General features: G+C 72.7%; 22 protein-coding genes. 12 read left to right on the top strand and 10 right to left on the bottom strand.

The features are described from left to right. The first annotated feature begins 186 nt into the window (after positions 1-186). The 5 genes from ACFYPN_RS16615 to ACFYPN_RS16595 all read left to right on the top strand — a co-directional run bounded on the left by ACFYPN_RS16615 (position 187) and on the right by ACFYPN_RS16595 (position 7,671). Entirely contained in the window at positions 187-1,029 is an 843-nt protein-coding gene (locus ACFYPN_RS16615) for an alpha/beta fold hydrolase (protein WP_389298851.1), read from the top strand. Positions 1,030-1,187: 158 nt separating this feature from the next. Then, positions 1,188-2,765 (top strand): alkaline phosphatase D family protein, encoded by a 1,578-nt coding sequence (locus ACFYPN_RS16610; protein ID WP_389298849.1) that lies wholly within the window; start codon positions 1,188-1,190, stop codon positions 2,763-2,765. A 222-nt stretch (positions 2,766-2,987) separates the two neighbouring features. After that, complete coding sequence (locus ACFYPN_RS16605) at positions 2,988-4,529, top strand: GNAT family N-acetyltransferase (protein ID WP_358757081.1); 1,542 nt, start codon at positions 2,988-2,990, stop codon at positions 4,527-4,529. 337 nt (positions 4,530-4,866) lie between these two features. Further along, a complete protein-coding gene (locus tag ACFYPN_RS16600; RefSeq protein WP_389298847.1) occupies positions 4,867-6,555 on the top strand; it encodes a DUF885 domain-containing protein in 1,689 nt (562 codons plus the stop codon). Positions 6,556-6,786: 231 nt separating this feature from the next. Beyond that, the gene (locus ACFYPN_RS16595; protein ID WP_389298845.1) at positions 6,787-7,671 is read left to right on the top strand and encodes an ATP-grasp domain-containing protein; all 885 of its coding nucleotides are present in this window, start codon (positions 6,787-6,789) and stop codon (positions 7,669-7,671) included. 87 nt (positions 7,672-7,758) lie between these two features. On the opposite strand, the gene ACFYPN_RS16590 is transcribed toward ACFYPN_RS16595, so the two are convergent. After that, the gene (locus ACFYPN_RS16590) at positions 7,759-8,268 is read right to left on the bottom strand and encodes a rhodanese-like domain-containing protein (RefSeq protein ID WP_389298843.1); all 510 of its coding nucleotides are present in this window, start codon (positions 8,266-8,268) and stop codon (positions 7,759-7,761) included. Positions 8,269-8,361: 93 nt separating this feature from the next. Between ACFYPN_RS16590 and ACFYPN_RS16585 the strand changes: the two genes are divergently transcribed. Beyond that, entirely contained in the window at positions 8,362-8,808 is a 447-nt protein-coding gene (locus ACFYPN_RS16585) for an Lrp/AsnC family transcriptional regulator (protein ID WP_358756873.1), read from the top strand. 58 nt (positions 8,809-8,866) lie between these two features. Here ACFYPN_RS16585 and ACFYPN_RS16580 read toward each other — a convergent pair whose 3' ends face one another. From ACFYPN_RS16580 to ACFYPN_RS16570, 3 genes are all read right to left on the bottom strand, one after another. After that, on the bottom strand, positions 8,867-11,923 hold the full coding sequence (locus ACFYPN_RS16580; RefSeq protein WP_358756871.1) for an SMC family ATPase: 3,057 nt from the start codon (positions 11,921-11,923) through the stop codon (positions 8,867-8,869). After that, complete coding sequence (locus ACFYPN_RS16575; RefSeq protein WP_389298840.1) at positions 11,920-13,086, bottom strand: exonuclease SbcCD subunit D; 1,167 nt, start codon at positions 13,084-13,086, stop codon at positions 11,920-11,922. The genes ACFYPN_RS16580 and ACFYPN_RS16575 overlap by 4 nt, the downstream gene beginning before the upstream one ends. Positions 13,087-13,320: 234 nt before the next feature. Continuing rightward, the gene (locus ACFYPN_RS16570) at positions 13,321-13,947 is read right to left on the bottom strand and encodes a YigZ family protein (RefSeq protein WP_389298838.1); all 627 of its coding nucleotides are present in this window, start codon (positions 13,945-13,947) and stop codon (positions 13,321-13,323) included. A 143-nt stretch (positions 13,948-14,090) separates the two neighbouring features. On the opposite strand from ACFYPN_RS16570, the gene ACFYPN_RS16565 reads away from it, so the two are divergent. Beyond that, entirely contained in the window at positions 14,091-14,498 is a 408-nt protein-coding gene (locus tag ACFYPN_RS16565; RefSeq protein ID WP_358756866.1) for a CoA-binding protein, read from the top strand. A 96-nt stretch (positions 14,499-14,594) separates the two neighbouring features. Beyond that, complete coding sequence (locus ACFYPN_RS16560) at positions 14,595-15,443, top strand: aminoglycoside N(3)-acetyltransferase (RefSeq protein ID WP_389298836.1); 849 nt, start codon at positions 14,595-14,597, stop codon at positions 15,441-15,443. Positions 15,444-15,450: 7 nt separating this feature from the next. Here ACFYPN_RS16560 and ACFYPN_RS16555 read toward each other — a convergent pair whose 3' ends face one another. Both ACFYPN_RS16555 and ACFYPN_RS16550 read right to left on the bottom strand, forming a co-directional pair. Further along, a complete protein-coding gene (locus ACFYPN_RS16555) occupies positions 15,451-16,011 on the bottom strand; it encodes a YbaK/EbsC family protein (RefSeq protein ID WP_389298834.1) in 561 nt (186 codons plus the stop codon). 42 nt (positions 16,012-16,053) lie between these two features. Further along, positions 16,054-16,626, bottom strand: a complete 573-nt coding sequence (locus ACFYPN_RS16550; protein WP_358756860.1) for an XRE family transcriptional regulator — start codon at positions 16,624-16,626, stop codon at positions 16,054-16,056. A gap of 100 nt (positions 16,627-16,726) precedes the next feature. Here ACFYPN_RS16550 and ACFYPN_RS16545 point away from each other — a divergent pair, with 100 nt between their 5' ends. Continuing rightward, positions 16,727-17,593, top strand: a complete 867-nt coding sequence (locus ACFYPN_RS16545; RefSeq protein WP_389298831.1) for an EamA family transporter — start codon at positions 16,727-16,729, stop codon at positions 17,591-17,593. 31 nt (positions 17,594-17,624) lie between these two features. Here the strand turns inward: ACFYPN_RS16545 and ACFYPN_RS16540 are convergent, their stop codons facing one another. Further along, positions 17,625-18,374 carry an acyltransferase gene (locus tag ACFYPN_RS16540; protein WP_389298829.1) on the bottom strand — a complete coding sequence of 250 codons (750 nt, stop codon included), beginning with the start codon at positions 18,372-18,374 and terminating at the stop codon, positions 17,625-17,627. 131 nt (positions 18,375-18,505) lie between these two features. On the opposite strand from ACFYPN_RS16540, the gene ACFYPN_RS16535 reads away from it, so the two are divergent. Then, positions 18,506-19,036 (top strand): gamma carbonic anhydrase family protein, encoded by a 531-nt coding sequence (locus tag ACFYPN_RS16535; protein ID WP_358756857.1) that lies wholly within the window; start codon positions 18,506-18,508, stop codon positions 19,034-19,036. A gap of 45 nt (positions 19,037-19,081) precedes the next feature. Here ACFYPN_RS16535 and ACFYPN_RS16530 read toward each other — a convergent pair whose 3' ends face one another. Both ACFYPN_RS16530 and ACFYPN_RS16525 read right to left on the bottom strand, forming a co-directional pair. Next, positions 19,082-19,729, bottom strand: a complete 648-nt coding sequence (locus ACFYPN_RS16530) for a DedA family protein (RefSeq protein WP_358756855.1) — start codon at positions 19,727-19,729, stop codon at positions 19,082-19,084. A gap of 192 nt (positions 19,730-19,921) precedes the next feature. Further along, positions 19,922-20,377: a DUF4442 domain-containing protein gene (locus tag ACFYPN_RS16525; RefSeq protein ID WP_358756853.1), complete on the bottom strand. Its 456-nt coding sequence runs from the start codon at positions 20,375-20,377 to the stop codon at positions 19,922-19,924. 95 nt (positions 20,378-20,472) lie between these two features. Here ACFYPN_RS16525 and ACFYPN_RS16520 point away from each other — a divergent pair, with 95 nt between their 5' ends. Together ACFYPN_RS16520 and ACFYPN_RS16515 are read left to right on the top strand one after the other, a co-directional pair. Then, on the top strand, positions 20,473-21,564 hold the full coding sequence (locus tag ACFYPN_RS16520) for a hypothetical protein (RefSeq protein WP_358756851.1): 1,092 nt from the start codon (positions 20,473-20,475) through the stop codon (positions 21,562-21,564). A 173-nt stretch (positions 21,565-21,737) separates the two neighbouring features. Further along, a complete protein-coding gene (locus ACFYPN_RS16515) occupies positions 21,738-23,096 on the top strand; it encodes an MFS transporter (protein ID WP_358756849.1) in 1,359 nt (452 codons plus the stop codon). Here the strand turns inward: ACFYPN_RS16515 and ACFYPN_RS16510 are convergent. Continuing rightward, entirely contained in the window at positions 23,058-23,903 is an 846-nt protein-coding gene (locus ACFYPN_RS16510) for a fused MFS/spermidine synthase (protein WP_358756847.1), read from the bottom strand. The two genes, ACFYPN_RS16515 and ACFYPN_RS16510, sit on opposite strands and share 39 nt — an antisense overlap. Positions 23,904-23,940 lie beyond the last annotated feature (37 nt).

Raw genomic sequence — 23,940 nt, 5'->3', positions numbered from 1 at the left:
TCGTGGTACGGGTCGATGCGCGGGGGCGCCCCTGCGCTCCCCCCGAACCGAAAGCTCGAACCGAAAGCTCGAACCGACGGCTCGAACCGACGGTTCGCACGGGAAGCTTGAACCTAAAGCTTGAACCGATAGCTACCGAGCGGTAGTTGTAGGTCCGGAAGGGTTCATCCACGCCAGGGAGCGGCCATGACCGGCACGGCATCGTTCACGTTCGACACCTCCGCGGGTCCGCGGAGTCTCTCGGTGGGCTACGCGCGGACCGGCACCGGGCAGCCGCTGCTGTTGCTCCACGGCATAGGTCATCACCGACAGGCGTGGGACCCGGTGGTACGGATTCTGTCCGGTGAGCGTGATGTGATCAGCGTGGATCTGCCGGGCTTCGGTGAGTCGCCCGGGCTTCCCGACGGTCTCGCGTACGACGTGCGGACGGTGGCCGGAGCGCTGGCGGCCCTCTGCTCCGAACTCGGCGTCGAACGCCCGCACGTGGCAGGCAACTCGCTCGGGGGTCTGCTCGCGCTGGAACTGGGACGCACCGGTCGTGCCCGGTCGGTGACGGCCCTGTCCCCCGCGGGATTCTGGAGCGGTCCGGAGCGCCGATACGCCTTCGGGACGCTCTGGGCGATGCGCCAGGGTGCCCGGTCGCTGCCGGTTCCACTGATCGAGCACCTCTCCCAGAGCGCGGCCGGTCGCGCCGCTCTCACCAGCACGATCTGTGCCAGGCCCGGCCGCCGTTCGCCGGAAGCGGTCGTCGCGGAGACCCTCGCGCTCCGGAGCGCGACCGGCTTCGACGGGACACTGGCCGCCGGCCGGAACGCATCCTTCACCTCCGACGTGCCGGGCATCCCGGTCACCGTCGCCTGGGGCACCCGCGACGTGCTGCTGCCCCGCCGCCAAGGCATCCGGGCCAAGCGTGTCATTCCCGGCGCACGGCTGGTGCGGCTGCCCGGATGCGGTCATGTGCCGATGAACGACGACCCCGCCCTCGTGTCCCGAGTCATTCTCGACACGAGCCACGAGCCGATGAGGTAGCCGGCCCGGGGGGAGCCCCGGGCACCGCGTATTCGTTGTCCACCTCAGGTGTTCACCCCAGGTTGGGGCGGGCGCCTCTGCCGCGCGTTAGGCATGGTCCTGCGCGCTCCGGGGCTCTTCGGACGCGCACTGGCACACCCGCACCCGGAGGCGCATCGATGACGAACCGTCCGCACACCCTCTCCCCCGGCCGCCGGACCGTACTGCGCGGCTCGCTCCTCGCGTCTGCCGCCGTCGGGCTGCCGGCCGTCACCGGTGCGCCCGCGTTCGCACGGTCCGGGCGCCCGTCGGCCGAGTGGGGTGTCCAGGTCGGCGATGTCACGGCCTCCACCGCGTTGGTCTGGGTGCGCTCGGACCGTGCGGCCCGGATGCTCGTCGAGACGTCGGCCACGGAGTCCTTCCGCGCGTCCCGGCTCTGGCACGGGCCGCTGATCGGGGCCGGGACGGACTTCACCGGGACGACCCCGCTGCACGGTCTCCCGGCCGGCGAACAGATCCACTACCGGGTGACCCTGGCGGACCCGGACGATCCGCGTCGCACGGGCCGCCCGGTGTACGGAACCTTCCGTACCGCCCCGGCGAAGCGGCGCGAGGGAGCGCGGTTCCTCTGGTCCGGCGACATCGCCGGGCAGGGATGGGGCATCAACCCCGACATCGGGGGCTACACGGTCTACGAGGAGATGCGGAACCTCAACCCCGACTTCTTCCTCTGCAGCGGCGACAACATCTACGCGGACGGCGTCATCGAGCCGAGCGTGACCCTGCCCGACGGCCGTATCTGGCACAACGTCACCACCGAGGAGAAGGCGAAGGTCGCCGAGACCCTCGCCGAGTACCGGGGCAACTTCCGGTACAACCTGCTGGACGCCAACGTGAGGCGGTTCAATGCGCAGGTGCCGTCGATCGTCCAGTGGGACGACCACGAGGTACGCAACAACTGGTACCCCGGGCAGATCCTCGACGACGTGCGTTATACGGAGAAGAACGTGGACGTGCTGGCGGCACGCTCGGTGCGGGCGTACCGCGAGTACCTCCCCGTCTCCACCCTCCGCGCCGCTCCGGGCGAGGGGCGCATGCACCGGGTGGTGCGCCACGGCCCGCTGCTCGACGTGTTCGTGCTCGACATGCGCTCCTTCCGCAACGCCAACTCGCCCGGCCGACAGGCCGAGGACACCACCGGGATCCTCGGTGCGGAGCAGCTCCAATGGCTCAAGGACGAGCTCTCCCGGTCGCACGCCGTGTGGAAGGTGATCGCGGCGGACATGCCGCTCGGGCTCGTGGTACCGGACGGAGCCACGAACTTTGAAGCGGTCGCCCAGGGTGACCCGGGCGCCCCGCTCGGGCGGGAACTCCAGATCGCCGAGCTGTTGCGGCACATCAAGCACAACCGTGTCACGGGGACCGTCTGGCTGACGACGGACGTGCACCACACCTCCGCACAGCACTACCTTCCCGAGCGCGCGGCCTTCAAGGACTTCGCGCCGTTCTGGGAGTTCGTCTCCGGCCCTCTGGCCGCGGGCGCCTTCCCGGCGAGTGCGCTGGACGGCACGTTCGGCCCGGACCGGGTCTTCGTCAAGGCTCCCGTCCAGTCCAACCAGTCCCCCATGGAGATGCCGCCGCTCTTCGGCGAGGTCGACATCGACGGCGGGAGCGGGGAGATGACGGTGCGCCTGCGGCAGCAGGGCGGAAAGGTCCTCTTCACCAAGGTGCTGCAGCCCGGGCTCACGGGTCAGTGATCCCTCGCCGGGCGCACCCGAGCCGATCGGGGCGGGGGACCGGAACACCCCGGCCGCCCGGCACGCTGCCGGAGGGTCTCGATCGGAGCCCGATGTCAGACAATTCAGGCCAAGGGATGCCCGAAAAGCAACGAAAGGCGACTAGATCCACACTTAACCCATCGGTCACAGTCCGTTCGTGATCAGGCAACACCGCTCGGTCACAGTGAGGACATGACTGATGTGACCTCCGCCAAGACCGCCCGCCGCCCCCACCACTGGCGGCGGGACCTGATCGAGCTCGCCGCCCTGTTCACCGCAGTGGCCGTGGCCGACGTCGTTGCGAACCTCGTCGGGCACCAGCCCGACGGCCCGTACCTGCTCATCGCCTCGGCGGTCGCGCTGACCGCCACCGCCACTTTCCACACCTGGTGGGCCCGCAGGCACAGCCACGCCCCACCGTCCGGGGCCGGCGGCGCCGTATCCGGCGGCACAGCCGTCGGATACGGCGCCGAGCTCGGTCTGAACCTGGCCTTCGACGCCTCGCCCGCGCGCGACGAGACGGTGCTGTGGCGGATGCGGACGACGGTCCAGGACACCCCTGGGAGCCTGGCGGCACTGTGCATCGCGCTCGCCCGTCTCCGTATCGACATCCTGACCCTCCAGACGCACCCGCTGGGCGACGGGACCGTCGACGAGTTCCTGCTGCGCGCGCCCTCGTCGCTGAGCGCGTCCGAGCTCACCCGGGAGGTGTCCGCCGCCGGCGGCGCGTCCACCTGGATCGAGCGGGCCGACGCCCACGACTTGGTGGACACCCCGACGCGGGTCCTGGGACTGGCCACCCGTACCGCACTGGACGCGGCGGAACTCCCGCTCGCTCTGCGCCAGTTGCTGGGCCGGTGCACCATCCACTCGCTGCCGGCGGTCAGCGTGACGGGACGGATCACCGGTGAGGGCACCCCTGTGGAAGGGGTGCTGGAAGAGACGGTGATGCGGCTGCGCGATCCCTCCGGCGGCATGATCACCGTGGAGCGTCCCTACCTGCCGTTCACCCCCACCGAGTTCGCCCGGGCCCGCGCCCTGGTCGAACTCGACGCGCGTCTCGGTCCCCGCGTCCCGCGCAGCGAGGACGTCCTCACGCTCGCCGAGGGCCCCGAGATCACCGTGCGCCGCGCGGACCAGAGCGACCTCGCGGCCGCCCGCGAGATGCACGACCGCTGCTCCCCGCGCACCCTGGGGCTCCGCTACCACGGTCCCGTCGCGGACGCGGACCGCTACCTCGACCACCTGCTCAGCCCGCGCTTCGGCCGCACCCTCTCGGTACAGACCGACTCGGGCCGGATCGTCGCCCTCGGCCACCTCCTCTGGGACGGTGACGAGACCGAGGTCGCCCTGCTCGTCGAGGACGACTGGCAGCGTCGCGGCGTCGGCTCCGAGCTGCTGCGCCGACTCGTAGGCCTGGCCGCCGAGGCCGGGTGCGAGTCCGTCTACGCCGTCACCCAGGCCAACAACACCGGCATGGTCGCCGCGATGCGTGGACTCGGCCTGCCCCTGGACTACCAGATCGAGGAAGGCACGCTGGTGATCACGGCGCGTCTGGCCGCCCGGCGCGCCACCACGGTCGCCCCCTCGTACGCCGACTCGTACGCGGACGGCACCGCGTCCGTCGAGCCGGCGGACACCGCGAGCCTCACCGGTCCGAGCGGATCAGGCTCTCCCGTGGAGCCGGTCATGGCCCCCCACTGGATCGACCCGGCCGAATGGGCGTGGAACACCCGCCGCTGAGGCGGGTACGGGAAAGCCGCCCGGACGGCGGCCCCGCACCGGGAGCGAGAGCCGGTGCCGGGCCGCCGTCCGCACTCGATCCGGGGCACGGGCCGAAGACGCCCTGCGCCACCCGGGTCACCCGGCGCACCCGGCGCACCCACCGAGAACGGCACACAGCCGCGATCCGGCCAATCTCACGCGTGACTTACGGACTCCTCCTGCGGTGCCAGGTGAACCCCGCGCCGCAGGGAAGCGGTGAGTTCCGAGGTGGCTCCGCACGCCCACCAGAGATCGGCTTCCGGTCGCGGAGAGGGGCAGGGTGACGGAAAGCGGTTCCCCGTACGAGGATGTCCGCATGTCAGACACTTCGAGCAGCGCGCTGCCCCGTCAGGTCGCCGACGCCTACGTCGACGCCATCATCGATCTCGACCCCATCCTGGGCACCTACCTCGGTGTCCCGGCGAGTTCACGCCGTCTGCCCGACTTCTCGCCCGACGGCCAGGCAGCCATCGCCGATCTCGCACGCGCCACGCTGGTGAAGCTGGACGCTGCGGAGCTCCTCCCGGGCGCCGACAGCGACGCCGAGCGCCGGTGCGGCAGGCTGCTGCGTGAGCGGCTCACCGCCGAGCTCGCCGTCCACGAGGCGGACGAGCATCTGCGGGCGGTGTCCAATCTGCACTCCCCGGCCCACAGCATCCGCGAGGCCTTCACGGTGACGCCCACCGAGACCGACGAGGACTGGGCCGCGGTCGTCGACCGTCTGCGGGCCGTTCCGGACGCGCTCGCGGGTTACCGCGCCTCACTCGCCCTCGGCCTCGAGCGGAAGCTGCACGGTGGTCCCCGCCCCACAGCCACGTTCATCGAGCAGCTGACGGCCTGGGCCGGCGAGGGCGAGGAGGCCGGCTTCTTCTCGGCCTTCGCCGCGCCCGGCCCCGCCGCGCTCCGCGAGGACCTGGACAACGCAGCCCGTGTCGCCGGCGAGGCGTTGCTGGCCCTGCGTGACTGGATGAACGAGGTGTACGCCCCCGCGATCGAGGGCTCGCCGGACACCGTGGGCCGCGAGCGGTACGCACGGTGGTCGCGTTACTTCAACGGCACCGACCTGGATCTGGACGAGGCGTACGCGTACGGCTGGTCCGAATACCACCGGCTGCTGGCAGAGATGAAGGCCGAGGCCGCGAAGATCCTGCCCGGGGCCGGCCCCTGGGAGGCGCTCGCGCACCTCGATGTCCACGGTAAGCACATCGAGGGCGTGGACGAGGTCCAGAAGTGGCTCCAGGGCCTGATGGACGAGGCGATCGACGCGCTGGACGGCACACACTTCGAACTCGCGGAGCGGGTACGGAAGGTGGAGTCGCGGATCGCGCCGCCCGGCGGTGCCGCAGCCCCGTACTACACCGGCCCCTCCGAGGACTTCTCCCGTCCCGGCCGCACCTGGCTGCCGACGATGGGCGAAACCCGCTTCCCCGTCTACGACCTGGTGTCCACCTGGTACCACGAGGGGGTGCCCGGCCACCACCTCCAGATCGCTCAGTGGACCCATGTCGCCTCCTCGCTCTCCCGCTACCAGGCGTCGGTCGGCCAGGTCAGCGCCAACGCCGAGGGGTGGGCGCTGTACGCGGAGCGGCTCATGGACGAGCTGGGCTTCCTGCCGGACGCCGAACGGCGTCTCGGTTACCTGGACGCCCAGATGATGCGCGCCTGCCGGGTCATCGTGGACATCGGCATGCACCTGGAGCTGGAGATCCCGGCGGATTCGCCGTTCCACCCGGGCGAGCGGTGGACGCCGGAGCTTGCGGAGGAGTTCTTCGGCGCCCACAGTGGCCGTCCGGCGGACTTCGTGGAGAGTGAGCTGACCCGCTATCTTTCCATGCCGGGTCAGGCGATCGGCTACAAGCTCGGCGAACGTGCCTGGCTGCTGGGCCGGGAGAACGCCCGCGCGGCCCACGGCGACGCCTTCGACCTCAAGGCGTGGCACATGGCCGCCCTGTCGCAGGGGTCACTGGGCCTGGACGACCTCGTCGAGGAGCTCTCCAAGCTCTGATCCTGGACGGTCCCCTCCGTGCGGCACCCGTCCCGTCGCACGACCTCGACCGGGTGCACCGGCCCGGCCGTGTGCACCGGCCCGGCGGTGCGCACCGGCCGGCCGGGTGGCGGAAATGCCGTCCGGCCGGGCCGGTCCGGCTCCACCACGCCGTAACCCGCTTGCCGAAGGGGCCCGTTCCGGTACGGTCGTACCGCCTCGAACCACGCACCGCGACCGAAGGCTCCGCCCATGCCCGGCTTCCTCCTCTGCGCCGACCCGTTGCGCCCGAACCGTCCGGACCCCCACTTCGCCGCAGAGGCGACGGCGGTGGCGACGGCGGTACGGGAGAGGAGCGCCACCACCGCGCTCATCGACCATGACGCGCTGCTGGCGGGCGACGCGGCGGGCGCCGTCGCCCGGGTCCCGCGTGGCTCGGGGCCTTACTGGTACCGGGGCTGGATGATTCCGGTACGGCGGTACGCCGACCTGGAGGTTGCACTCGCGGAACGGGGCGCCTCCCTGCTCACGGACGCTGCGGCGTACCGGAGAGCCCATGAACTGCCCGGTTGGTACGCCACGTTCGCGTCACTGACTCCGCGCAGCGTCTGGCATCCGCTCTCCGGTACGGCTCCGACTGCCGTGCCGAGGGACGGTGCGTTCTGGTCCGCCCTCGCGCGACCGCTCGGCAGAGGCCCGGGGATCGTCAAGGATTTCGTGAAGTCCCGGAAGCACGAATGGCACGAGGCCTGTTTTGTACCTGAGTTGAGCGACGCCGAGGGGCTCTCCGCGGTCGTCGGCCGCATGGTCGATCTCCAGGGCGACTTCCTCGCGGGCGGAGTGGTGGTCCGTGCGTACGAGCGGTTCGTCCCGGGCGGCGAGGCGCGGGTGTGGTGGCTCGACGGGGCACCGGTCCTGGTGACCGCCCATCCGGACACTCCCGGCGACCGGCCGGTCCCCGCACTGGGCCCGGTCGGCGAGGCCGTGCGCCGGCTCGGCTGCCGACTGGTGACCACCGACCTGGCGTTGCGTGAGGACGGCGAGTGGCGGGTGGTCGAGGTGGGTGACGGACAGGTGAGCGGGCTCCCCTCGGGCACCGGTGCGGGGCCTCTGCTGGAGGCGCTGCTCGACGCGTGACGGGCCGCCCGCGCGATCGGGTCCCCCCGGAACCGATGGCGCCTTCTCCCTCCTGAGTACACCCGCCGGCCAGACGCGACGGCGGGATCAGCAACCGCAGTCCTCGCCCTCCACCGGTGCGGTGAGCGGGTCGGGGGTGCGGCGCTCGGTCCCCAGTGACGTCTCGAATTCGAAGCCTTCGCGCACCCAGTACTCGAATCCGCCCCGCATCTCCTTGACCTGGTAGCCGAGTTCGGCGAGGGCGAGGGCCGCCCTCGTCGCTCCGTCGCAGCCCGGGCCCCAGCAGTAGGCGACGACGGGGACGGCGGGGTCGAGGAGCCGGGCGGCCTGCTCCGCTATCAGCGCGGTGGGCAGGTGTACGGCGCCCGGGACGTGCCCCTGGTCCCAGGAGGCGGTGGAGCGACTGTCCACGACGGTGATGCCCGGACCCGCGTCGAGCTGGAGGGCCGCCGCGACGTCGGAGACATCGGCGTGGAAGGCGAGGGAGGCGGCGAAGTAGGCAGCGGCGGCAGCCGGTGGGGCGGGCGGCACCCGCAGGACCGGGTGGGATGACGGAGTGGCGGCGGGCCGCGGGGCGAGGGGCGAAGTCGTGTTCATGGGCCCAAATCTAGGGGGACCACACACGTACCAGAAGGCACGAACCACGCAGCTCGGCTTGATCGCCCGGGGATTCCCCTGTTGTCTGGGCCTATGACCGATTATTCACCGGACGCCACCGACTGGCGCATTCTCGACGCGTTGCAGCGCGACGGCCGCGCCAGCTTCGCCGATCTCGCCCGGGCCGTGGCCATGTCGCCCAGCGCGGTGACGGAGCGGGTACGGCGGCTGGAGGAGCTCGGCGTGATCAGCGGGTACAGCGCGATGGTCGACCCGGAGCGGCTCGGGCTACCGATCCTCGCCTTCGTACGGCTGCGCTACCCGACCGGGAACTACAAGCCGTTCCACGATCTCCTCGCCACCACCCCGCAGATCGTGGAGGCTCACCACACCACCGGGGACGACTGCTTCGTGCTGAAGGTGACCGCGCGTTCCATGCGTCACCTGGAGGAGGTGACGGGGCGCATCAGCGGCCTGGGGGCGGTGACCACGAGCGTGGTGTACTCCTCCCCGCTCCCCCGGCGTCCGATCGAGCGCTGAGGCGGTTCCCCGGGCCGGGCCGGAGGGCGCGACCGGCGCCGGCCCCGGTTCCCCGCGGTCAGTTCAGACAGTGGCGGACCGTCGATCCCTGCCGTCCCTTCACGACTTCGAGCTGCACGGGTACCCGGCGCCGCAGGTCGGCCACGTGGCTGACGATGCCGACGCTGCGGTCCCGCTCGCGGAGGGAGTCCAGAACGTCGAGCACCTCGTCCAGCGTCTGCTCGTCCAGGCTGCCGAAACCCTCGTCGATGAAGAGGGTGTCCAGCCGCGTCCCGCCGGCCTCGTCGGTCACCACGTCGGCGAGGCCCAGCGCGAGGGCGAGGGAGGCGAAGAAGGTCTCACCGCCCGAGAGGGTGGCGGTGTCACGTTCCCGGCCCGTCCAGGCGTCGACGACGTGCAGCCCCAGTCCGGCCCGGCGTCCACCCGTACGGGCATCGGAGTGGACCAGGGTGTAGCGGCCGGCGGACATCCGCTGGAGCCGGACGGTGGCTGCGGCGGCCACCTGCTCCAGGCGGGCGGCGAGCACGTAGGACTCCAGGCGCATCTTGCGTTCGTTGTCGGCCGAGGTACCGGCGGTGAGCCCGGCAAGGCGGGCGACCCCTTCGTACTCCGCGCGGAGCGGGCCCAGTGCGCGTACTTCCCGGGTGGCCTCCCGGGACAGCCGGTCCAGCTCCGCGCGGCGTTCCTGAGCGGCGGAGAGCGCCGACGAGGCGTCGCGCAGCAGGGTCTCGGCACAGTCGTACGCCACGCGCGCCCGGTCCGGCGACGCGTCGGGACGGGCGGCGGCCTCGCGGGCGTCCTCCTCCGCCAGCCGGTCGGCGACGGCGGCCGCCTCGGCCTGCCAGACGTCGATCCGGCTCTGCAACTGCCGCTGCGCGGAACGGTCGAGCAGGGTCGCGACGGCCTCCTGAGGGGTGTCGAAGCCGGCGCGGAAGGCGGCGTCGGCGAGGCGCCCGTCGGCTTCCTTCCGCCGTTCGGCCGCACCCTGTTCGGCCCGTACGGCATCGGCGGCCTCGGCGAGCAGGCCGGCCCGCCGGGCGAGCCGGTCGGCGTGGGCCGCGATGGAGCCCGACGCCTCGCGCACACCGGCGAGTTCGCCCTCCAGGGCGGCCTGCTCCCGGTCGAGGTCCTCCCGGCGGGAGACCCTCACGGCCGCGCGTCGTTCGGCGTGACGGCGCTGATCCAGCCGGTCCTGGTGTTCCCGCTGGGCGGCGGCGAGGGTCTCGCGTGCCCGGTGCGTTCCGGCGGCGAGCCGGTGGGCCTCGCCGTGCTCACGGGTCAGTTCGCGTACGTGGTCGGTCAGTTCGGCGACGGAGGGATCGTCGGACCCCGGCTTCACCGCCGTGCCCGTGGTGTCCACGCCGTCCGGATCGTCCGTGGCATCCCCGACCGCCTCGGCGCGCGCGGTGGTGTGGCGTTGCGTCAGGAGTCCGAGCGCCTGGTCGGCCCGGACGCGGGCCTGCTCGGCGGCCCGGTGGGCGGCCAGGGCCGCTTCCTCGGTGGCGCGGTCCACGTGCCCGTCGCCCGCCCGCGCGGGGGCCGGGTGTTCGGCCGAACCGCAGACCGTACACGGCTCTCCCGCGGCGAGTTGGGCGGCCAACTCGGCCGCGATGTCGCGCAGTCGGCGCTCGCGCAGGCCGAGCCACCGTTCGTGTGCGGCGAGCGCGTCCTCCCGGGCGGCGGACAACTGCTCCCGGGATCCCTCGATTTCGTGGGCGAGGGCGTCCCGGCGCCGGGCGGCGTCCAACCGGCCGCGGGCGACCGCGAGCCGTGCCGCGAGTTGTTCCGTGCGGGTCGCGGCCTCCTGAGCCGCCTCCACCTCGGCGGCCAGGGACGCACGGGTGTCGTCCCAGCCGGCCAGCCAGGCGTCCGCCTCGCGGACCGTCTCGTCGTCCTGGACCGACTCACCTTCGAGGGCAGCGCGTTCGGCGTCGATGGCGGCGCTGCGCGACTCGGCGCGGCGGGCGGCGTCGAGGCCGCCCAGTTCCTGCCGGTAGCCTCGTTCCAACTCGGCCAGGTGCCCGGCCGTGGCGTCGGCGAGTTCGGTGGGCAGCTTCGCACGGAAGCGGTCGCGAACGGCACCCGCCGCGGCGGCCTCGCGCTCGGCCGCGTCCCGCAGTTCGAGAGCGGGGACGATCAGGTCCGCCTTGCGCGCACGCGCCAGGCGCTCCTCGCAGCGGTCGTGTTCGGCGCGTCCTTCCTCCAGGCCGACCGCACGCCGGCGGGTTTCCGCGAAACGCTGCTGAAGACGGGCGAGTTCACGCTCTTCGTCCAGCGCGCGGCGAGCCGCCGCCCGGCGCTCCTCCGCGGCGCTCGCCTCGACACGGGCGATCTCCAGTCGCTCCCGCGCGCCGGAGCGCGCGATCGCCGACCAGCTCAACACGCCTTCGGTCAGACCCGGTTCACCGGGCTGGGCCGTCGGCAGGGACGACTCGGCAGCGGGCCCCGCAGCCTGCGCCAGCCGCTGGGCAATGGCGAGTACGCGTTCGTCTCCGGCCCTGACGCGGGACTCGGCCGCTCGGCGCAGCTCGGCGAGGCGTTCCTCGACGGCGGCGAAGCGCCGGGTGTCGAAGAGCCTGCCGAGCAGCTTGCCCCGGGCTTCGGCGTCGGCCCTCAGGAAGCGGGCGAAATCGCCCTGCGGGAGCAGCACCACCTGGCAGAACTGGTCCCGGCTCATTCCGAGGAGCTGGGTGATCTCCTCGCCGATCTCCTGGTGCGACTTGCTGAGGGCCTGCCAGCCCTTCTCCGGGTCGTACACGCGCAGGCGGCTCTGGGCCTTCTCGGTGGTGTACCCGTCGCCCTTCTTCTTGGGGCGGGTCTGGGCGGGTGCGCGGGTGATCTCCAGGCGCCGGCCGCCGGCGGTCAGTTCCAGCAGGACCTCGGTGGGGGTGCCGGGGTCGGCGTGGTCGCTGCGCAGCGAGGTGCCGGGGCTCTGCCGTGCGCCGGGGACAGCCCCGTACAGGGCGTAGCAGACGGCGTCGAGCACCGAGGTCTTGCCCGCGCCGGTGGGGCCGTGGAGCAGGAAAAGGCCGGCCGAGGAGAGCGCGTCGAAGTCGACCTCGGTGGTGGTGCCGAAGGGGCCGAAGGCGGTGAGGACCAGCCGGTGGAGCCTCATCGGGACGCCTCGCGCACGCCGTCGTCCACGCGTACGTCGTCGAACGCGGCACGCAGCACGGTGCGTTCCTGCTCGTCGGGTCCGCTGCCGCCGCGCACGTGCGCCACGAAGTCCTCGGCGATCTGGTGGTCGTCGCGCCCCTTGAGCCGCTGCGCGTACGAGGCGAGCGGGTCCTCGGGGTCGCGTTCGGGGTCGAAGACGAGGCTGAGGGTGTGCGGGAAGCGTTCGGCGAGCCGCGCCATGGGGTCGGCGGGGCGGGCGGGATCGGTGAGGGTGGCCTCGATCCAGGAGTCCCGGTGCCTCTGCAGCGCGGGGTCTTCCAGGAGGGTGTCGAGCCGGCCGCGCAGCCGGGCGAGGGGCCGGGGCACGGGGCAGTCGAGGCGCTCGCCGGTGATCGTGCCGTCCGCGTCGAGGTCGATCAGCCACATGGTCTTGCGGTGGTCCGCCTCGGAGAAGGAGTACGCGAGGGGGGAGCCGGAGTAGCGCACCCGCTCGCTCACCCGCTGGCTGCCGTGCAGGTGGCCGAGGGCGACGTAGTCGACGCCGTCGAAGATCCCGGCGGGTACGGCGGCGACTCCGCCGACGGTGATGTCGCGCTCGCTGTCGCTGGGTTCGCCGCCGGCGACGAAGGCGTGGGCGAGCACCACGGAGCGGGTGCCCGGCGCGCGGTCCGCGAGGTCGGCGCGCACCCGGTCCATCGCGGCGGAGAGTACGGATTCGTGCGCGGCCTTCGCCGCCCCGAGGGAGTCCTTCACGAGGGCCGGTTCGAGGTAGGGGAGCCCGTAGCAGGCGACGTCACCGTGGGCGTCGGTGAGCACTACGGGGGTTCCGCACCCGGCGGGGTCGGTGCGCAGGTGGATGCCGGCCCGGTCGATGAGCCCGGCGCCGACCCCCAGTCTGCGGGCCGAGTCGTGGTTGCCGGAAATCATGACGGTGGGCACCCCCAGGGCGGCGAGCCGGTGGAGGGCGGAGTCAAAGAGTTCGACGGCGGCCAGCGGCGGCACGGCGCGGTCGTAGACGTCGCCGGCGACGAGGACGGCGTCCACCTCGCGGTCGCGGACGGTGGCGACGAGGTGGTCGAGGTACGCGGCCTGGGCGTCGAGCAGTGCGACGCGGTGGAAGGACCGGCCCAGGTGCCAGTCCGAGGTGTGCAGCATCCTCAAGACGTCGCTCCGGCCGCTGTGGTCCGCATGGTCCTCGTCCTCCGCCCCCTGGCCGGGCCGTCCCGGTCTCCGGTCTCCTGACTGTGTGCGCGGCACCGCGTCCACGTGGTGTCCGGCGCGGCCGTGCGGCTCCACGCTAATGCCGTGGGACGCCCGTTCCCGCATCGCCGGGGGTGGCGAACCTCACCGGCGGGCGCCGACGTTGCGGCCCGGCTCCCTCCGAGAGCGGCGCGGTCACACGTCCCCGTACGCCTCGCCGCCGAGTTCGAGCGTCGCGGAACCCGCCGTCGCGTCGGCGAGCCAGGCACGGAATCCGGCCACATCCGCGTCGGGCAGTCCGATCTCCAGGGTGACCGCCTCCGCGTACCGCACCTCGCGCACGGCGGTGCCGGTGGCGCGCATGTCGTTCTCCAGTTTGCCCGCCCGCTGGTGGTCGACGGTGACGGTGGCCAGCCGGTACCGCTGCCGGGTGAGGGTGCCGAGCTCGTCCAGCGCCTCGCCGACCACTCCGCCGTACGCCCGGATCAGGCCACCGGCGCCGAGCTTCACCCCGCCGTAGTAGCGGGTCACGACGGCCACCGCGTACCGGATCTCGCGGCGCATCAGCATCTGCAGCATCGGCACTCCGGCGGTCCCGCCGGGCTCGCCGTCGTCGCTCGCCTTCTGTACGGAGGCGTCGGCGCCGACCACGTAGGCGTAGCAGTTGTGGCTGGCGGTGGGGTGCTCCCTGCGGACGCGTGCGACGAACTCCTGCGCCTCCTGTTCGGTGGCGGCGGGGGCGAGCGCGCAGAGGAAACACGACCGGTTGATCTCGGTCTCGTGCACGCCCGCTCGGGCGACTGTCCGGTACTGCTCCTGCATGTCTCCACCCTAGGCGGTGTGCCGGGCGGCCCCGTACCCGCTCCGACCAGCGGGAACACGGCGCCCCGGCGGTCGAACCGCCCCGGGGCGGCCACCTGGGGCGCACGGGGAATGGCGGCGGCGCGTGGCGGGTTGTCGCTGACATGTACGCAGACGATGAGACGATCCGGCGGATCTTGCTGGACTCCGGCGACACCTGGGCCGTGGTCGGCCTCTCCTCCAACACCTCGCGGGCGGCCTACGGGGTCGCCGGGGTCCTCCAGCGGTTCGGCAAGCGGGTGGTTCCCGTCCACCCGAAGGCCGAGACCGTGCACGGTGAGCAGGGGTACGCCTCGCTGGCCGACATCCCGTTCCCGGTGGACGTGGTGGACGTCTTCGTCAACAGCGAGCAGGCCGGCGCCGTGGCGGACGAGGCCGTGGCAGTCGGGGCGAAGGCCGTCTGGTTCCAGTTGTCGGTGATCGACGAGGCCGCGTACGCGCGCACCCGCGAGGCCGGTCTGGACATGGTCATGGACCGGTGCCCCGCGATCGAAATCCCCTCTCTGCGCTGACCCGCTACGCCCGGGCGCGATCACATCACGGCGGAATCGGCCGAAGCCGGTCGCGCTCTTCCGCCGGGTTGGGCGGGGGGCGGAGAATGAACGGCCGTGGACACGGTGACGTACCGGGACCGGCTGGCCGCCGAGCTGCTCGCCCTGGGGGTGCGTCCCGGGGCCGCGCTGATCGTGCACGCCTCGATGCGCGCGGTACGCCCTCCGGCCCCCGGCGCTCCCCTCGTGGTCGCGGGGCTGCGGGGCGCGCTGGGACCGGCGGGGACCCTGGTCGTTCCCGCGTTCACGCCGGAGAACTCCGACACGTCGCGCGACCATCTGGCCCGTGTGGCCGGCCTCACCGACGCGGAGCGTGCCCGGTTCCGCGTGGGCATGCCGCCCTTCGATCCGGCCACCACGCCCGCCCCGGCCATGGGCCGACTCGCCGAGGCGGTACGGCGGAGCCCCGGCGCGCGGCGCAGTGACCACCCGCAGACCTCCTTCGCCGCGCTGGGCCCGGACGCCGCACGGCTGACCCGGGGCCACCGCGCCGACTGCCACCTGGGCGAGGATTCGCCGCTCGCCCGCCTGTACGACGCGGGCGCGCAGGCGTTGCTCCTCGGCACCGGTTTCGGCACGTTCAGCGCCTTCCACCTCGCCGAGTACCGGGTCCCCGACCCCCCCGTGCGCCGCTACCGCTGCGTGGTGGGCTGCTCCGGCGGGAGCCGGTGGTGGGAGTACGAGGACGTGGCGCTCGACGACTCCGACTTCGTCGCGCTGGGCGCGGAGTTCGCGCGGGCGACGGCCCCCGGGACCGTCCGCACCGGCCGGGTGGGCGGAGCCGCCTGCATCCTGGTGCCGGTGCGGGAAGCGGTGGACTTCGCGGTGGAGCGGTTCGTGAACGGCGTGGACGGCGCGAACGGCGCTCGCCGGACCCGCGTGGAGGACCCAAGCACGGGTGCCTGAACCACCCTCAGACGCCCAGCCCCTCCACCACCACCGCGCCCGGGAGAGCGGCGAGGGACTTGCCGGGGACGATGAGCTTGCCGCGACGGCTGCCGCTGCCGATGAGGACCCACTCCTCGTCGAGGACCGCGGGGTCGATCAGCAGTGGCCAGGCGGCCGGGAGGCCGATGGGCGTGATCCCGCCGTACTCCATGCCGCTCTCGCCGACCGCGGTGTCCATCGGGGCGAAGGACGCCTTGCGCGCGCCGAGGTGCTTGCGCACCGCGCCGTTGACGTCGACACGGGTCCGGGAGAGCACGACGCACGCGGCGAGGGTCACGTCGGCGCCGCATTTGCCGGCCACGACCACGCAGTTGGCGGACCGGTCGGGCAGATCGGCACCGTAGTGCTCGACGAAGACGGCGGTGTCGGCGAGGTCCGGGTCCGTGTCCACGTGCAGGATCTGCTCGGCTCCGAGGCCGCCCCAGCCCCGCGTCACCGCCGCTGCCACCGGGGCGACGAGCAGGCCGGTGCGGTCGGCCGCGGGAGCGGTGGCGTCGTCGTCGAAGGTGCCGATGGGTGCGCGCATGGAGTCACGCTAACAGCCGCCCGTGAGCCGGATGTTGCCGGTTCAGCGGACCGGCGGGATCCAGACGGCCAGGGTCAGCTCGACCGGCTCGGTGCCCTCGTTGCGGTAGGCGTGGGCGACGTGCGCCTGGAAGGTCGCCGAGGTGCCGGCGGGGACGGTGTGGGCCTCGCCGGCGACGACGAGCGTCAGTTCACCCGCCGTGACGTGGAGCAGTTCGACGGTTCCTTCCGGGTGCGGGTCGGAGGCGCTGCCGTCGCCGGGCTCCAGGTGCCAGGACCAGAGTTCGAAGGGGCCGCCCGCTTCGGCGCCGACGAGCAGGGTGGTCGAACTGCCGGCCTCGGTCGACCACATGCGGACCGCCTGCTCGGGGGCGACCAGACGTACCTGCGGGCCCTGCTCGTAGTCGAGGAGCGCGGTGATGCTGACGCCGAGCGCGTCGGCGAGCTTCACCGTGGTGCCGACGCTCGGGTTGGTCCTGGCCTGCTCGATCTGGATGATCATTCCTCGGCTGACGCCGGAGCGGGCCGCGAGGGCGTCCAGCGTGAAGCCGCGCTCCCCTCGCCAGCGCTTGAGGTTCCGTGCCAGCGACTGGGTCAGCTGGTCGAGATCAGACACATTGAGTCCAATATCTTCGATGGCGGCGTACAAAATAATGAACTACGGTGTGGTGCACCCCTGCCCCGACCGTTCGCCGCACTGTACTGCGAGGCCCGTCATGTCAGCACTCTTCGCCCTGGCCACCAGCCTGCTCTGGGGGCTCGCCGACTTCGGCGGCGGTCTGCTGACCCGCCGGATTCCGGCCCTGACCGTGGTCGTCGTCTCCCAGACGATCGCCGTCGTCGTCCTGGGCGTCACCGTGGTGGCGACCGGCGCGTGGAGCGAGGCCGGCGACCGGCTCTGGTTCGCGGTGGCGGCCGGCACGGTCGGCCCGGTGGCGATGCTCTGCTTCTACGAGGCGCTCGCCCTGGGGCCGATGAGCGTGGTCTCCCCGCTCGGTTCGCTCGGTGTGGCGGTACCGGTCTCGCTCGGCCTGCTCGCCGGGGAGCGCCCGGGTCCCGCACAGCTGGCCGGGGTCACCGTCGCCGTGACCGGGGTCGTCCTCGCGGGCGGGCCGGAACTGCGCGGAGCACCGGTACGCCGCCGGGCGGTGCTGCTGACGCTGGTCGCGGCCTTCGGCTTCGGGGCCGTCATGTCGCTGGTCGCGGAGGCTTCGACCAGTACGACGGGCCTGTTCCTGGCCCTCTTCGTGCAGCGCGTCACCAACGTTCTGGTCGGCGGCGCGGCCCTCTTCGTGTCGGTACGCCGGGGCGGCCGGGCCCTGCCCGGCGAAGGCGGCCGGGCGGTGGTGCTCGCGGCCCTGCCCGCACTGGCCTTCGTCGGTCTCGCGGACGTCGCGGCGAACGGCACGTACGCCACCGCCGCGCTGCACGGCTCGGTGACCGTGGTGGCGGTGCTGGCCTCGCTGTATCCGGTGGTGACCACCCTGGTCGCGCGCGGGGTCCTCAAGGAACGGCTCCGCGGCATCCAGGCGGCGGGCGCGGGACTGGCCCTGATGGGCACGGTCCTGCTGGCCTCGGGATGACCCGGGCGGCGCAGCGCCCGTACCGCACGGCTCAGGCCGGTCCGGGACCGCTCTCCGCGGCGGCGAAGTCCAGCAGCTGCTCGGGCGTGACGCCTTCGGGGATCGGTACCGGCGCGGGCGTGCGCAGCGGGGGCTGCCAGCCCCGCTCCGGGTCGAAGCTCCGCACCACCCGGGCCGGGGCGCCCGCCACGACGGAGTGGTCCGGCACCTCTCCCCGTACGATCGCGCCCGCCGCCACCACCACGTTGCGGCCGAGCCGGGCGCCGGGCAGCACCACGGCTCCGGTACCGATCCAGCAGCCCGGCCCTATCGCCACGGGCTCCATGCGCGGCCACTGCCTGCCGACCGGCTGTTCCGGGTCGTCGTAGCTGTGGTTCGTGGAGGTGATGTAGACGTACGGACCGCAGTACGTGTCGGAGCCGATCGTCACCGTGGTGTCGGCGATGACATGGCTGCCGCGGCCGAGTACCACCCCGTCCTCCAGCGTCAGGATGGGGTCGGGGCCGAGCTCCAGTCCGGGCATCATCCCGGCGGTGAGCGTCACCTGCTCGGCTATGACGCAGTGGTCCCCGAGGCGGATCCACGGCTCGCCGAAGATCGTGCCCTGCGGGAACGCGAGCCGCGTCCCGGGTCCGATCCGGCCGAAGCGGAGCGGGCCGGGGTGCTCGGCGGTCACCGCACCGTGCTCCCCCACCCACGCCCGGCCGCGGTGGACCGCGCGCGAGGCGGCGTGACGCCACCAGCGGGCGAGGAAGGGAAATGCGTGTTCGCTCTTCGGCACCCGCTCACGCTAACCGTCCGCGTTCGCCCCCTCGGGGGCTCCGGACTGTGATGTTCACCCCAACGCCCGGCAGGTGTGAAGGCGTCACCTACGGTTTCTCTGTCAGTCACCCTCGGACGAAGGAGCGGACCATGGCGGAGCAGCCGTTGATCACGGGCGTGGGAGGCAGAGAGCCCTCGGTCGACCCGGACGCCTTCGTGGCGCCGACCGCCGTCGTGATCGGCGAGGTCACCCTCGCGGCGGGTTCGAGCGTCTGGTACCACGCGGTCCTGCGGGCGGACTGCGGCCCCATCTCCCTGGGCGCGGAGAGCAACATCCAGGACAACTGCAGCGTCCACACCGACCCGGGCTTCCCGCTCACGGTGGGAGACCGGGTGTCCGTGGGTCACAACGCCGTGCTGCACGGGTGCGTGATCGAGGACGACGTGCTGATCGGCATGGGGGCGACCGTGCTCAACGGCGCCCGCATCGGTGCCGGCTCACTGGTCGCGGCCCAGGCTCTCGTCCCCCAGGGCATGCAGGTGCCGCCGGGTTCCCTGGTCGCGGGCGTACCCGCGCGGGTCAAGCGGCCCCTCACCGCGGAGGAGCTGGAGGGGATCAAGTTCAACGCGGTGGGTTACGTGGAGCTGGCGAAGGCACACCGGCAGGCACACGCGGGCTGAGCCGGGGGCGGACGGTGTCCGGCGCGGCCGGCCCTGGCCCTGTCCTCACTCCGCCGCGGCGGCCGGGGCCGGGGCTTCGTCGGCGTGGGCGGCCGCCTTCTTCGCACGGTTCCTCAGCACCAGCATCGAGGTCAGACCGACGAGGACCGCGACCAGGAGCCCGAGCCAGGAGAAACGCTTCAGCCACGCCTCCGCCACCACGCCCACCGAGTAGATCACCGCGGTGGTGCCCCCGGCCCAGACGATCCCGCCGAGCACGTTGGCGATCAGGAACTTCCAGTACGGCATGTGCAGCACCCCGGCGAGCGGTCCCGCGAAGATGCGCAGCAGGGCGACGAAGCGGCCGAAGAACACCGCCCACATGCCCCACTTCTCGAACGACCGCTCCGCCATGCCCACCTGGGCGGCCCCGAAGTGCTTGGGGAATCTCGCCTCCAGCCAGGCCAGCAGGGGGCGACCGCCCTTCCTGCCGATCGCGTACCCGATCGAGTCGCCGACGACCGCTCCGGCGGTGGCGCAGGCGCCGAGGACGTACGGGTTGATCTCCCCGTGCTGGGACGCGAGAAGGGCCGCGCTGACGAGGACGATCTCGCCGGGCAGCGGAATGCCCAGGCTCTCCAGCCCGATGACGGCCGCCACCAGAAGGTAGATGCTCAGCGCGGGGATGGTCTCGAGCCACTCCTGGACGTGCAACGCCGTTCCTCCCGTGCGGGTGTTCCCCCTGCCGGTCGCCCGTGCGGCGACGTGGCACAGTCCAGCAGCCTACCGGGCCGGGCGCGGCCCCGACGGGGGACGGCCGCTCCGGGCGGCGGACCGCAGGCCCACGGGGCACGCCGGCCGGCGAACCGGATCGGCGAACGGCGGACCGGATCAGCCGTGACCGGATCAGCCGTGCGGCCGGAGCGTCCAGATCACCGTCATCTCACCGGTCACGGCTCCGTCGGCGCGGGTGATCTCGATCGACACGGGGAACTCGGGCCGCTTGCCCTCGTCCAGCTCGGCGATGACCTCGGCGGCGGGACGTCCGAGGGTGGCGGTCGCGGTGACCTCCCCCATGGCGAGCTTCCGGTAGCCGATCTCGGCCCGGACGGCGAGTGGCACGGCGCGGCCGAGCTGGTCGCCGAAGGCCGCCATCACGATCGCGCCGCTGGCGGACTCGGCCAGCGTGAACATGGCTCCGGCATGCGGGCCCCCGAGGTGGTTGTGGTAATCGGCCCGGTCGGGCAGGCGCAGCACCGCGCGCTCGGCTCCCGTCTCCAGGAATTCGAGGCCGAGGGTGCGGACCATCGGTACCGTCGCGGCGAGCATGTCGCCGAGGTTCTTCTCTTCTGCAGCGCTCATGGCCAGAGATGTTACTCACGGGTAGCACTTCTTGGCCATCCCCTCACAGGGGCGGCCGTGACCGATGTCTCCCCGCCCCTCTATGGTTACTGGCCATGTGGCCAGGACAGCAGCCGCCCGGGGGCGAGCAGAACCCGCAGGACCCGAACCAGAACCCGTACCAGCAGCCGGGGTACCAGCAGCCGAATCCCTACCAACAGCCGGGATACCAGCAGGGACAGCAGGGACAGCAGGGACAGCAGGGCTATCCGCAGGGGCAGCAGCCCGGTTACGGCTACCCGCAGGGCGGGCCCCACCCCGGCGGGCCGAACCCGTACCAGCAGCCGACCGTTCCGGCGTACGCCGTGCAGGCGCCTCCCGGCGGACCGCAGCCGCCCGACGACAAGCGGAAGACCGCGGTGGTCGCCGTGGTCGCGGCCGCGGTGGTCGTGGTGGTGGCGGTCGTCACGGGCGTCGTGGTGCTGAAGAAGGACGACCAGCACGGCGGCAAGGACGTCGCCGACGGCAAGGCGTCCTCGTCCGCACCGGCGAAGCCGTCCGCCAAGACGTCCCCGCCCGCCAATCCGCGGAGCGGCGACGACGACGCACAGCCGACCGTGCCCGGGTGGAAGGTCGTCACCAACCCCAAGTGGGGGACGCGGTTCGAGGTGCCGGGCGACTGGGAGGTGTCGAGCGCGGGCATGATCTCGGGGTTCGAGGACGCCAAGAACCCGACGGGCGGACCCGTCGTAGGCTTCTCCGCCCCCGCGTTCCTCAAGAGCAAGTGGTGCGTGGACGACTCCGACAAGAACGGGTACAAGGAGGAGACCAGCCTCGCAGGCGTCGGCAGCAAGGGCGCGCAAGGCGCCAAGTCGACCGACGAGGCGGCGAAGACGGCAGCGGAGCAGTGGGCCTGGGCCGCCTACGCGCAGTCCGACCCCAAGGACAAGGTCAAGGTCGGCGCCCCCGAGGCGTACACCACCACTTCCGGTCTGACCGGCAGCGTCGCCCGGGCCACCGCGCTCGGCCTGGCGAAGAAGAACAAGTGCGACACCGACGGGAAATCGGTCGCCTTCAGTTTCAAGAACAGCGACGGCGCGTACGCGAGCTGGATCCTCTTCGCCAACGCGGGCGTGGACGACGAGCTGCCCGACACCACGATCGACAAGATCCTGAGCACCGTCCGGCTGGTGGACGTCACCTCCTGATCCGGCGGCCGTTCAGGCCGTCCGGGCTCGCTTCCGCCCACGGGCGCGGAGCGATGTTCCGCCGCCGGCTTCCGCGGAGGCCCGGCGGCGGAACCGGGAAGAAACAGGACCTCACGCCCTGGCGGGGACATATCCATTTGGCAGGGCGGGGCACCGCCGTGTTTAGTCCCTGGGTGACGTCCCCCGCACCTTCCCCCGCGAAGCGGCGCCGCCCCGAGTGGGCCGGCCGCAACTACACCCTGCTGACCACCGCCGCCGTCATCACGGGCGTGGGAAGCAGCAGCGCCCTCATCGCCACCTCGTTCGCGGTACTCCAGCAGGGCGGGAGCGGCGGCGACATCGGACTCGTCGCCGCCGCCCGCACCCTCCCGCTGGTGGTCTTCATCCTGGTCGGCGGGGCCGTCGCGGACCGGATGCCGCGCCACCGGGTGATGGTCGCGGCCAACGCGCTCAACTGCGTCTCCCAGGCGGCCTTCGCCCTGCTGGTACTGACCGGAACCGCCGAACTCTGGCAGATGATGGTCCTCACCGCGCTCTGCGGCACCGGACAGGCCTTCTTCAACCCCGCCGCCGAGGGCATGCTGATGTCCTCCGTCACCCCGGAGCAGGCGGGCCGCGCCTTCTCCTTCTTCCGCATGTCGTCCCAGGGCGCGGGCATCGGCGGAGCCGCCCTCGGCGGGGTCATGGCGTCGGCGGTGAACCCCGGCTGGGTGCTGGCTCTGGACGCGGCCGGCTTCGCGGTCGCCGGGGGGCTGCGCGCCTTCCTCGACGTGAGCCACATCCCCGCCCGCGAGCCGGGCGGCGGCCTCCTCTCCGACATGCGGGAAGGGTGGCAGGAGTTCATCGGCCGCCCTTGGCTGTGGTCGATCGTGGCGCAGTTCTCGGTGGTCGTGGCCGTCGTCGGGGCCGCCGAGTCGGTCTACGGTCCGCTGGTCGCCCGCGACGAGTTCGGCGGCCCGGGACCTTGGGGCACCGCGCTCGCCACGTTCGGTGCGGGAACCCTCGGCGGGGCGCTGCTGATGTCCCGCTGGAAGCCTCGGCGGCTGCTGCTCGCGGGCACGCTCGGTGTCTTCCCGCTCGCTCTCCCCTCGGCGGCGCTCGCCGTGCCGCTGCCGGTGGCCGGGCTCTGCGCCGTGATGTTCGTGAGCGGCGTCGCCATAGAGGTGTTCGGGGTGTCCTGGATGACGACGATGCATCAGGAGATACCCGAGGACAAGCTGTCCCGGGTCTCCGCCTACGACTGGTTCGGCTCCGTCGCGATGCTGCCGCTCGCCACGGCGGTGGCCGGACCGGTCGAAGGGCTCGTCGGGCGGGGCACGGCCCTGTGGGGATGCGCAGCGCTGGTGGTGCTCATGACCGCGCTGGTGCTGCTCGTACCGGACGTACGGAACATGACCCGGCGCGAGCACACCCCGCCCACCACGACGGGTGGTCACGGTGGCGAGGACTACTCCCCGGGGATTCCGGCCGACGGCGTCCTCCCGGCAGATGCCTCAACCGATGCTGAAGGCGCCCTCGGGCGGCTCGGGTGAGGCGACCGCGTCGGCGTCGCCGACCGGCTCGGCCCGGCCGATCAGGCGGGTGAGCGCCGGGCCGTGCTCGACCCGGGCGGGGAAGGCGTCGCCGGCGCAACGCCGGGTGAGCGCCGCGGTGTCCAGCGGTGCGTGCGCGGCCAGCAGGACGACGTTCCCGAAGCGCCGGCCGCGCAGCACGGCGGGTTCGGCGACGACCGCCAGCTCGGGGAAGACGGTGGCGAAGCCGGCGAGCTGGGAGCGGAGGAAGCCGAAGGGCGCGCTGTCGGCGAGGTTGGCGGCGTAGATCCCGTCCGGACGCAGGGCCCGGGCCGCGGCCCGCGCGTACTCGACGGAGGTGAGGTGGGCCGGGACGCGCGACCCGCCGAAGACGTCGGCGATCAGTACGTCCACCGAGCCCGGCGCCGTCCGCTCCAGCAGCTCCCGCGCGTCCTCGGCGTGCACGGTGATGCCGCCGTCGTCCGGCAGCGGTAGTTGTTCCGTCACCAGTTCCAGCAGTCCCCGGTCGGCCTCGGCGACCGACTGCCGGGAACCGGGCCGGGTGGCAGCGGTGTAGCGGGGCAGGGTCAGCGCCCCGCCGCCCAGGTGCAGGACGGCGAGCGGTTCACCCGCGTCCGCGGCGGTGTCCAGCACGTGCGCGAGCCGTTGGACGTACTCGAACTCCAGGTACGTGGGGTCGTCCAGGTCCACGTAGGACTGTGGTGCCCCGTCGACCGTGAGCAGCCACGCGCGGTCCCGGTCCACGTCGGGCAGCAGGCGGGCGGTGCCGTGGTCGACTTCGCGGATGACGGGTATCGGCTCGTTCACTCCCCCATTGTGAGGCGTCCGGCATGGTGAGGCGTTT

The organism is Streptomyces sp. NPDC005576 (assembly GCF_042871745.1).
Taxonomy (GTDB): Bacteria; Actinomycetota; Actinomycetes; order Streptomycetales; family Streptomycetaceae; genus Streptomyces.
The sequence above is the reverse complement of the archived record's forward strand: the minus strand, read 5'-3'. Positions and strand labels throughout refer to the sequence as shown.